Origin of the sequence: Phenylobacterium sp., assembly GCF_025351295.1 — a bacterium.
Classification (GTDB): Bacteria; Pseudomonadota; Alphaproteobacteria; order Caulobacterales; family Caulobacteraceae; genus Phenylobacterium.
In genome coordinates this window covers 1-10,820 of record NZ_JANXWD010000151.1, presented here as the reverse complement: position 1 = coordinate 10,820, position 10,820 = coordinate 1, and the positions used below count along the sequence as shown (strand labels likewise).

The following is a 10,820-nucleotide window of genomic DNA, read 5'->3' as shown; positions in this document are numbered from 1 at the left end:
ACCCGGTCGGACCCAACTGCCGGGCGGCGACCCATGAGTCAGACGTACCGCCTTTGTTCCAAGTTCGCAAGATGTTCTTTTTGGGGGAAGTGGGGGATATAGCCACCGGCCGGATGAGCCGCACTTTGGGCACTACCCCGGAACGTAACCTGGTCATGTCTGCTGAGGGTGGGTCTCTGGCCGCTTCGCTGGATCGTAAGCGCCGCAATGGTTTCATTCGAACTCAGGCATCGTGGCGTCGAAACCGTTGAGGATGGCGCAAACATCAACGATGCGAGAACCGATCCGCCGCTTTTTCTTAAGCAGGGCTTGGGCCTGGCCGCTGAAGCCACGCCGTGTAGTCCAAAGTTCGTTCGGTCCGAACGCGACGCGACGCCCCTTCCGCAATGCCGATAGCGTGTGTCCAGACACGCGGGCCGTTTCGATAAGATTTCGGTCGCTGATGTCGTGCGCGTCCAACAGCTCTTCGATATCGGCGAACAGCCGCCTTCGGTCCTCTCGCACCAGGCCCCACTCGATACTTTGGTCATCTTCGCCGAATAACTCCCGCTCCTCCAGATTGTCGGCCTCTTTGCCGATGGGGATCGCGGCCCATACTTTCACATGGCGACGCCTGAGGGTTCCTCGCGCGCCATCTTCCCCGCCCAGGAATTTTGTCTCTGAATGGAGGTGATGAGCGACCAAGGCGCGACCGTATGGGTATCGCGACTTAACCTGAGCTCTAGCCCGCGATCGCCGCGCGGCGGCGACGCAGGGTTGCGCCCGCGAGGCCGAAACCACCGATGGTCAGCGCCCAGGTCGAAGGTTCGGGGACCGCGCCACCGAAGGGCGTCGCGACGATGTTGTCGAAATCAGCCGACACGCCCGCATTGTTGCTGATCGATATCCCCATCACCGGGAGTTCCGCCGTGTTGCTGACCGATGTCAGTTCCTGGAACGCCGAACTCAGGGAATAGGTGAGGATATGTGAAGCGCCTGACACCCCGGAAGCGCACGATTTGATCGACCCCAGGGTACAGGACGAGAAGGGTGTCGGGACAGCCCCGTGTCGACATCGTTGAAAGGGGCTGAGCTGCCCATCCGGACGGGCCAACCCCCGCCTGGGCTCCTCGCGTTTCCGCGTCGTCACGCACTGGCGCAAATCCGCAATGCCGGGCCTTTGAGCGGCCCCAGTCGCCCGTCAGACAGCGCCCGAACCGACGCCGCCCGTGTCGGGAGCCCGACGTGGAACGGCGGCGGTCGCCAGCCGTTCCGGTGACGCTTGCGCTCACGGCTGCGCCATTCCGCAGGCCTGGCTGGAGGCACGATGGACGCCCGATCGAAAGCACCTGGCCCGCGGGCGGGCGGCGGTCCCGGCCGCCGGGCGCTGGTCGTGCTCATGGTACTGGTGGCGATCGCCGCGGCGATCTGGCTGGCGGTCGGGCTGGCGCAGCGCAGCGCCAGCGGCGGCGCGGGCGGTCCCGGCGGCGGCGGTCCCGGCGGCGGCGGGCGCGGCGGGCGGCCCTCGACCACGGTGGGCGTGGCCACCGCGACCACGGCGGACATTCCGATCACGCTGGACGCCCTGGGCACGGTGACGCCGGCGGCGACGGTGACGGTCAGCCCGCAGGTGTCGGGGACCATCACCCAGATCCTGTTCCGCGAGGGCCAGATGGTGCGCAAGGGCCAGGTGCTGGCGGTGATCGACCCGCGACCGCTGCAGATGGCGCTGTTGCAGGCGCAGGGCGCGCTGACCCGCGACGACGCGCAGCTGGCCAATGCGCGCCTGCTGCTGGCGCGCGACCGCACTCTGCTGGCCCAGGACTCCATCGCGCGGCAGGACGTCGACACCCAGGCCGCCCTGGTGCGCCAGCTGGAGGGCACGGTGACCACCGACCAGGCCCAGGTGGGCGCCGCGCGCCTGAACCTGGGTTTCAGCCGGGTGATCGCCCCGGTGGCCGGGCGGGTCGGCCTCCGCGTGGTCGACGTGGGCAACTATATCGGCGCCGGGGCGGCGGGCGGCATCGTGGTGCTGACCGCGATCGCCCCGATCGACGTGGAATTCACCGTGCCGCAGGACGAGGTCCCGCGGATCCAGACCCAGTCCGGCCAGGGCGTGCTGCCGGTCACCGCCTTTGACCGCACCAAGACCCTGGTGCTGGACCAGGGGGTGTTCTCGACCCTCGACAACCAGGTCGACACCACCACCGGCACCATCCGCGCCAAGGCCCGCTTCGCCAATGCCGGCGGCAAGCTGTTTCCCAGCCAGTTCGTCAATGTGCGGGTGAGCCTGCAGACCCTGAAGGGCGCGGTGGTGGTGCCGGTGAGCGCGGTGCGCACCGGCGCGAACGGCGACTTCGTCTGGACGCTGAAGCCCGACAAGACCGTGACCCAGGGCAAGGTCGTCCGCGGGCCGGCCACCGCCACCACGGTCAGCATCGTCCAGGGCCTGCGGCCCGGCGAGCGGGTGATCACCGAGGGCGGCGACCGCCTCACCGAAGGCGCCCACGTCACCCTGCCCGGCGACAAGCCGCAGACCGGCGGCGGCGCATCCGGCCAGCGCCATCGGCGCGCCGCCCAGCCGCCGGCCGGCGGCTAGGCCGCCGGGCCAGGTCCAGCGCATGAACCCCTCGCGCCCCTTCATCATGCGCCCCGTGGCGACCGCGCTGCTGATGGCGGCCATCGTGCTGGGCGGGCTGGTGGGGTTCCGGCTGCTGCCGCTGTCGGCCCTGCCGGAGGTGGATTACCCGACCATCCAGGTGCAGACGGTCTATCCGGGCGCCAGTCCCGAGGTGATGGCCCAGACCGTGACCGCGCCGCTGGAGCGGCAGTTCGGCCAGATGTCGGGGCTGGACCGGATGAGCTCGGTGAGCTCGGCCGGCGCGTCGGTGGTGACCCTGCAGTTCAACCTGGGCGGAAGCCTGGACGTGGCCGAGCAGGAGGTGCAGGCCGCGATCAACGCCGGCGGCAACCTGCTGCCCGCCGACCTGCCCGCCCCGCCGGTCTACGCCAAGGTGAACCCGGCCGACGCCCCGGTGCTGACGCTGGCGATCACCTCCGACGTCCTGCCGCTCACGCAGGTGCAGAACCTGGTGAACACCCGCTTGGCGCAGAAGATCAGTCAGGTGTCCGGCGTGGGCCTGGTCACCCTGAGCGGCGGCCAGCGGCCGGCGGTGCGCATCCTCGTCGACACCCGCTCGATGGCCTCGTACGGCCTGACCCTCAGCACGATCAGCAGCGCCATCAGCGCCGCCAACGCCAACAGCGCCAAGGGCAGCTTCGACGGCCCGACCCGCAGCTACACCATCAACGCCAACGACCAGCTGCTGAGCGTGGAGGACTACAGGAGCCTGATCGTCGCCACCCGCAACGGCGGCTCGATCCGGCTGTCGGACGTGGCGCGGGTGATCGACGGGGCGGAGAACGTCAAGATCGGCGCCTGGGCGAACCGGACCCCGGCGATCATCCTCAACGTCCAGCGCCAGCCGGGCGCCAACGTCATCAAGACCGTGGACGCCATCAAGGCCCAGCTGCCCGACCTGGCCGCCGCCCTGCCGCCACAGCTGAAGATGACCGTGCTCAGCGACCGCACCACGGGCATCCGCGCCTCGGTGCGCGATGTGGAGATCGAGCTGCTGATCGCCGTGGCCCTGGTGGTGCTGGTGATCTTCTTCTTCCTGCACAGCCTGCGGGCCACGGTGATCGCCGGGCTGGCGGTGCCGATCTCGCTGATCGGGACCTGCGGGGTCACCTACCTGCTGGGCTACAGCCTGAACAACCTCAGCCTGATGGCCCTGACCATCGCCACCGGCTTCGTGGTCGACGACGCCATCGTGATGATCGAGAACATCCAGCGTCACATCGAGGACGGCGAGGCGCCGTTCGACGCCGCGCTGAAAGGCGCCCGGCAGATCGGCTTCACGATCATTTCGCTGACGGTGTCGCTGATCGCGGTGCTGATCCCGCTGCTGTTCATGGGCGACGTGGTGGGGCGGCTGTTCCGCGAGTTCGCGGTGACCCTGGCGATCACCATCCTGATCTCGGCGGTGGTGTCGCTGACGCTGACCCCGATGCTGGCGGCGCGCTGGCTGAAGAAGCAGGACCCGGCCAGCGAGGGCCGGCTCGCGCGCCGGTCGCAGGCGCTGTTCGACAAGCTCGTCGCCCGCTACGACCGCGGCCTGATCTGGGTGCTGGATCGCCAGACCGCGACCCTGGCGGTGGCGATCGCCACCTTCGCCCTGACCGTCGTGCTCTACCTGGTGATCCCCAAGGGGCTGTTCCCGACCCAGGACACCGGCCAGCTGCAGGGCCGCACCCAGGCCGCCGACACCGTCTCCTACCCCCGCATGGCCGACCTGCAGCAGGCGACCGCCAACGCCATCCTGGCCGACCCGGCGGTGGCCAGCGTCAGCTCGTTCGTGGGCGTCGACGCGGCCACCAACGCCATGCTCCACACCGGCCAGATCCTGATCAACCTGAAGCTCGGCCACGGGTCGCAGGAAAGGCTGATGCAGCGGCTGAAGGATCGCGCCGCCAAAGTCCCGGGCATGGACCTCTACCTGCAGCCCACCCAGGACCTGACGGTCGACGCGGAGTCGGGGCCGACCCAGTACCGGGTCTCGGTGGAGGGCGCCGACACCATGGCGGTGAACGCCTGGGCGGACAAGCTGGCCGCCGCCCTGGACGACAGCCACAAGGTCCGCAACCTGGTCTCCGGCGCCACCGACACCGGCCTGGCCGCCTTCGTGGACATCGACCGCGACACCGCCGCGCGGCTGTCGATCAGCCCCTCGGCCATCGACGACGCGCTCTATTCGGCGTTCGGCCAGCGGATCATCTCGACGATCTTCACCGAGACCAACCAGTACCGGGTGATCCTGGAGGCCCAGGCCGACGCCGCCAAGCCGTCGGACCTGGGCGGCGTACAGCTGCAGGCGCCCGGCGGGGCGACCCCGCTGTCGGCGGTGGCCACCATCCGCGAGCAACCCGCGCCGCTGCAGATCCGCCACGTGGCCCAGTTCCCCGCCGCCACCGTTGGCTTCGACACCCAGCCCGGCGTCTCGCTGGGCGCGGCGGTGGACGACGTGCGCGCGACCGCCGAGCGGATCGGCCAGCCCAATGGCGTGGCGATCAGCTTCCTGGGCGCGGCCGGCGCCTACCAGCGCTCGCTGACCAACCAGCTGTGGCTGATCCTGGCGGCGGTGGTCTGCGTCTACATCGTGCTCGGCGTGCTCTATGAGAGCTACATCCACCCGCTGACCATCCTGTCGACCCTGCCCTCGGCTGGGGTTGGCGCATTGCTGGCGCTGCTGCTGACCGGCAACGACCTGGGGGTGATCGGGATCATCGGCATCATCCTGCTGATCGGGATCGTGAAGAAGAACGCGATCATGATGATCGACTTCGCGCTCGACGCGGAGCGGGTGGGCGGCAAGAGCCCGCGCGAGGCGATCCACCAGGCGGCGCTGCTGCGGTTCCGCCCGATCCTGATGACCACCTTCGCGGCCCTGTTCGCCGCCATACCGCTGATGCTGGGGATGGGCGAGGGCGCGGAGCTGCGCCGGCCGCTGGGCCTGGCGATCTTCGGCGGGCTGATCGTCAGCCAGCTGCTGACCGTGTTCACGACGCCCGTGGTCTATCTGGCGTTCGACCGGCTGGCGCGGCGCGGCCGGCGCACGGGGGCGGCTGAGGGCGAGCCGGAGCCGGCCAGGTGAACCTCTCGCAGCCGTTCATCCGCCGGCCGATCGCCACCATCCTGCTGACCGTCGGCCTGGCGCTGGCCGGGATCGCCGGGTTCTTCGTCCTGCCGGTGGCGCCGCTGCCGCAGGTGGACTATCCGGCGATCTCCGTCTCGGCGACCCTGGCCGGCGCCAGCCCGCAGACCATGGCCACCAGCGTCGCCACCCCGCTGGAGCGGCGGCTGGGGACCATCGCCGGGATCAACGAGCTGACCTCGTCCAGCTCCACCGGCTCGGCGCGGATCAGCCTGCAGTTCGACCTCAGCAAGAACATCGACTCGGCCGCGCGCGAGGTGCAGGCGGCGATCAACGCGTCGCGCGCCGACCTGCCGGCGACGCTGCGCAGCAGCCCGACCTACCGTAAGCGCAACCCGGCCGACCAGCCCGTGGTGATCCTGGCCCTGACCTCGGATACCAAGACCCCGGGCCAGATCTACGACGCGGTCTCCAACATCATCCAGCAGCGGCTGTCGCAGGCGACCGGCGTGGGCGAGGTGGAGCTGGGCGGCGGCTCGCTGCCGGCGGTCCGCGTGGAGATCGCGCCCTTCGCGCTCAATCGCTACGGCGTCAGCCTTGAGGACGTCCGCGCCGCCATCGAGTCGGCCAACGCCAACCGCCCCAAGGGCGTGGTCGAGGACGCCAGCCGGCGGTTCCAGATCTACACCAGCACGGGCGGGCGCAAGGCGGCGGACTACCGCAACCTGGTGGTGGCGTTCCGGGGCGGCGCGCCGATCCGGCTCAGCGACGTGGCGCAGGTGGCCGACAGCGTCGCCGATACCCGGACCCTCGGCCTGTTCAACGGCCAGCCGGCGATCATCGTGCTGGTCACCCAGCAGCCGGGCGCAAACATCATCCAGACGGTCGACGCCATCCGCGCGACCCTGCCCGCCCTGCAGTCGCAGCTGCCCGCCGACGTGAAGCTGCAGGTCGCCTCAGACGCCACGTCCAGCATCCGCGCCTCGCTGCACGAGATCGAGGTGACCCTGCTGATCGCCATCGTCCTGGTGGTGCTGGTGGTCAGCGCCTTCCTGCGCAGCGCGCGGGCCACGGTGATCCCGGCGGTGGCGACGGTCGTGTCGCTGCTGGCGACCTTCGGGGCCATGTACCTGCTGGGCTTCAGCCTGAACAACCTCAGCCTGATGGCCCTGACGGTGGCGGCCGGCTTCGTGGTCGATGACGCCATCGTGGTGCTGGAGAACACCACCCGCCACCTGGAGGCCGGCATGGACCGCTTCGAGGCCGCCCTGCTGGGCGCGCGCGAGGTGGGCTTCACGGTGCTGTCGATCAGCGTCAGCCTGGTGGCGGTGTTCATCCCGCTGCTGTTCATGGGCGGCCAGGTGGGGCGGCTGTTCCGCGAGTTCGCGGTGACCCTGTCGGCGGCGGTGATGATCTCGCTGGTGGTCTCGCTGACCACCACGCCGATGATGTGCGCCTTCCTGCTGCGCCGCGCCGACCCGGACCAGCCGCCGGGCCGGCTGGCGCGTTGGTTCGAGGCCGGCTTCGACCGGCTGCAGCGGACCTATGGCCGGAGCCTGGACTGGGCGCTGTCGGCCAAGCCGCTGGTGATGCTGATCCTGGCCGCGGTGATCGGGCTGAACGTCTACCTCTACATCGCCATCCCGAAGGGCTTCTTCCCGACCCAGGATTCCGGGCGGCTGAACGGCGGCCTGCGGACCGACCAGTCGATCTCGTCCCAGGAGCTGGGCCGCAAGATGAAGACCCTGGTGACCCTCATCAAACGCGACCCCGCGGTGGCCACGGTGGTCGGCTTCACCGGCGGCGGACGATCGGGCGGCGGCTTCCTGTCGGTGGACCTGAAGCCGCGCTCGGAGCGCAAGGAGAAGGGCCAGGCGGTGATCGCCCGGCTGCGGCCCAAGCTGGCCCACATCACCGGCGTCAGCCTGTTCCTGAACCCGCAGCAGGACGTGCGCATGGGCGGCCGCCAGTCCAACGCCACCTACCAGTACACGCTGAAGAGCGACAACGCCGCCGACCTGCGGACCTGGGCCATCAAGCTGTCCGACGCCCTGGAGGGCCAGCCGACCCTGACCGACGTCAACACCGACCAGCAGGACAATGGCATCGAGACCTTCGTCAACATCGACCGCGACACCGCCGCCCGGCTGGGCGTCACCGCCCGCGACATCGACAACGCCCTCTACAACGCGTTCGGCCAGCGGCAGGCGGCGACCATCTACGAGGACCTGAACCAGTACAGCGTGGTGATGGAGGTGGCCCCGGCCTTCACCCAGAGCCCGGAGGCGCTCTCCCAGGTCTATGTGCCCGCCAGCGGCAGCGCGGCGACCCGCACCGTCGTCAGCCGCGCGACGGTGGGCGGCGACACGGCGGCCGGCGCGACGACGACCGCGGCGGCCCAGCCCAGCCAGGTCGCCAATCCCTCCCTGCGCGACCCCTCGACCGGCAGCGCGCTCTCGACCTCGGTGCGCCGGATGATCCCGCTGACCGCGCTGGCCACCGTCTCCGAGCGGGCCACGCCGACGGCGGTGAACCACCAGGACACCGAGCTGGCCACGACCATCTCGTTCAACCTGGCGGACGGCGCGACCTTGAGCGACGCGACGGCGACCATCGCCCGGGCCGAGGCCGAGATCGGCATGCCGAACAACGTCCGCGGCGCCTTCGCCGGCACGGCCCAGAGCTTCCAGGCCCAGCTGAAGCAGGAGCCGGTGCTGATCGCCGCGGCCCTGGTGGCGATCTATATCGTGCTGGGGGTGCTGTACGAGAGCCTGGTCCACCCGATCACCGTGCTCTCCACCCTGCCCTCGGCGGGCATCGGCGCGGTGCTGGCGCTGATGATCTTCAAGATGGAATTCTCGATCATCGCCCTGATCGGGGTCTTCCTGCTGATCGGCATCGTCAAGAAGAATGCCATCCTGATCATCGACTTCGCGCTGGAGGCGCAGCGGTCGCGCGACATCAGCGCCACCGAGGCGGTGCGCGAGGCCTGCCTGCTGCGCTTCCGCCCCATCCTGATGACCACCCTGGCCGCCGGCCTGGGCGCCCTGCCGCTGGCCATCGGGTTCGGCGAGGGTTCGGAGCTGCGCCAGCCGCTGGGCGTCGCCATCATCGGCGGGCTGATCGCCAGCCAGCTGCTGACGCTGCTGACCACGCCCGTGGTCTACATCTACCTCGACCGCCTGCGCCGGCCCCGCGACGAGCGGTTCCTCAGTCGCGGCGGCCAGGAGGCCCAGCCCGCATGACCCAGCCCCGCACCGCCCTGGCCCTGCTGGCCTGCGCCGCCCTCGCCGGCTGCGCGGTCGGGCCCAACTATGCGCGGCCGTCCGCGCCGATATCGCCCGCATACAAGGAGGCTGAAGGCTGGTCGCCCGCCGCCCCCGCCGATGCCCTGGACCGCGGCGACTGGTGGACCCTGTTCGGCGACCCGGGGCTGGACGGGCTGGAGACCCGGGTGAAGGTCTCCAACCAGAACATCGCCGCGGCGGAGGCCGCCTATCGCCAGGCCCGCGCCCTGGTCAGCGAACAGCGCGCCGCCCTCTTCCCGACCGTCAGCCTGACCGGCGGGGGCACGCGCTCCGGCAATGGCGGCGGGGGCGGCACGACCGTCATCAACCCCGATGGCACCACCACCACGACCGGCGGCGCGGGCGGCTCGCGCACGACCTACCGCGCCAGCCTGGGCGCCACCTGGGAGCCGGACGTCTGGGGCCGCATCCGCCGCGCCGTGGAGGGCGCCAAGGCCAGCGCCCAGGCCAGCGACGCCGACCTCGCCAACGCCACCCTGTCCGCGCAGGGGGAACTGGCCGCCGACTACTTCGGCCTGCGCGAAACCGACGCCGAGCTCGCCCTGGACCAGGCCACCGTCGAGGGCTATCGCCGCACGGTCCAGATCACCCGGAACCGCTTCAACGCCGGGACCATCGCGCACAGCGACCTGCTGCAGGCCCAGACCCAGCTCAGCAACGCCCAGGCCGACCTGGCCGGCGCCCAGCGCCAGCGGGCCACCTACGAGCACGCCATCGCCGTGCTGGTCGGCGAGGCGCCGGGGAGCTTCGCGCTTGCCGCCGCCGCCTGGACCGCCGACGCACCGGCTATTCCGCCCGGCGTGCCCTCGACGCTGCTGCAGCGGCGGCCGGACATCGCCGCGGCCGAGCGCCGGATGGCCGACGCCAACGCCCAGATCGGGGTCGCCCGCGCGGCCTATTTCCCGACTCTGACCCTGAACGGCTCCTACGGCTTCGCGGCCAGCAGCCTGGGCGCCCTGTTCAACGCCTCCAACAGCCTGTGGAGCTATGGCCTATCGGCCGCCGAGACCCTGTTCGACGGCGGCGCGCGGCAGGCGCGGGTCAAGGGGGCGCGGGCCGCCTACGACCAGACCGTCGCCCAGTACCGCCAGACGGTGCTCACCGCCCTGCAGGACGTCGAGGACCAGCTGGTGGCCTCGCGGGTCCTCGACACCCAGTATGCCCTGCGCCGCGAGGCCTCGACGGCCGCGGACGCCGCGGAGGCGATGGTCAACAACCGCTACCAGGCCGGCCAGGTCAGCTATGTGGAGGTGTTCACCGCCCAGACCGCGGCCTACGCCGCCCGCCGGGCGCTGGCCCAGGCGCAGGCGCAGCGGCAGACCACGGCGGTCGCGCTGATCCAGGCGCTGGGGGGCGGCTGGCGATCTCGGTGACAGGGGCTTGAGGCTACCAGCCGGACCCGCCGGGAAACATCTGGCCGGGCCGCAGGCGCTCCCAGGGCGGGATGTAGGGCTCGGGCCAGGGATCGGGCGGGGCCGGCTCGGGGGGGGCCGGCTCGGGGGGCGGCGGCGGGTGGGTTTCGACCGGGCGATCCGGGGGCGGTTCGTCCATCTCCTGCGCGTGCGGGACCGGCGCCGCGGCGGTCTGCGGCGCCTCGTCTTGGGGGTCGTCGTCTTGGGGATCGTCGTCTTCGGGGTCTTCGTCTTCGGGGTCTTCGGCCGAGGCGACGACGAATTCGTCGGTCAGGCGGGCGATCAGGGTCTCGATGGGGGTGCCCAGGAACGCCGCGTCCTCGGCGAGGTCGCCGAGCCGGTCGTCCAGGTCGTTGAAGATTTCCTGGGCGTCGTCGGCCTCATATTCGGTCCAGAGCAGGCGCGCG

The 10,820-nt window shown here is 70.7% G+C and carries 6 protein-coding genes and 1 pseudogene; 4 read left to right on the top strand and 3 right to left on the bottom strand.

Going from position 1 to position 10,820, the window contains the following annotated elements:
- Window positions 1-213: 213 nt before the first annotated feature.
- Together Q0R13_RS20435 and Q0R13_RS20430 are read right to left on the bottom strand one after the other, a co-directional pair.
- Window positions 214-603, bottom strand: a complete 390-nt coding sequence (locus Q0R13_RS20435) for a hypothetical protein (RefSeq protein WP_293907436.1) — start codon at window positions 601-603, stop codon at window positions 214-216.
- Window positions 604-721: 118 nt separating this feature from the next.
- The gene (locus Q0R13_RS20430) at window positions 722-892 is read right to left on the bottom strand and encodes a PEPxxWA-CTERM sorting domain-containing protein (protein WP_293907435.1); all 171 of its coding nucleotides are present in this window, start codon (window positions 890-892) and stop codon (window positions 722-724) included.
- A gap of 486 nt (window positions 893-1,378) precedes the next feature.
- Here Q0R13_RS20430 and Q0R13_RS20425 point away from each other — a divergent pair, with 486 nt between their 5' ends.
- The 4 genes from Q0R13_RS20425 to Q0R13_RS20410 are packed head-to-tail and all read left to right on the top strand — an operon-like array spanning window position 1,379 to window position 10,374.
- Window positions 1,379-2,578: an efflux RND transporter periplasmic adaptor subunit gene (locus Q0R13_RS20425; RefSeq protein WP_293907437.1), complete on the top strand. Its 1,200-nt coding sequence runs from the start codon at window positions 1,379-1,381 to the stop codon at window positions 2,576-2,578.
- A 22-nt stretch (window positions 2,579-2,600) separates the two neighbouring features.
- On the top strand, window positions 2,601-5,693 hold the full coding sequence (locus Q0R13_RS20420; protein ID WP_293907434.1) for an efflux RND transporter permease subunit: 3,093 nt from the start codon (window positions 2,601-2,603) through the stop codon (window positions 5,691-5,693).
- Entirely contained in the window at window positions 5,690-8,938 is a 3,249-nt protein-coding gene (locus Q0R13_RS20415; RefSeq protein ID WP_293907433.1) for an efflux RND transporter permease subunit, read from the top strand. The genes Q0R13_RS20420 and Q0R13_RS20415 overlap by 4 nt, the downstream gene beginning before the upstream one ends.
- The gene (locus tag Q0R13_RS20410; RefSeq protein ID WP_293907432.1) at window positions 8,935-10,374 is read left to right on the top strand and encodes an efflux transporter outer membrane subunit; all 1,440 of its coding nucleotides are present in this window, start codon (window positions 8,935-8,937) and stop codon (window positions 10,372-10,374) included. The genes Q0R13_RS20415 and Q0R13_RS20410 overlap by 4 nt, the downstream gene beginning before the upstream one ends.
- Window positions 10,375-10,387: 13 nt before the next feature.
- Here Q0R13_RS20410 and Q0R13_RS20405 read toward each other — a convergent pair.
- Window positions 10,388-10,820: pseudogene (locus tag Q0R13_RS20405) on the bottom strand (hypothetical protein); the annotation flags it as partial.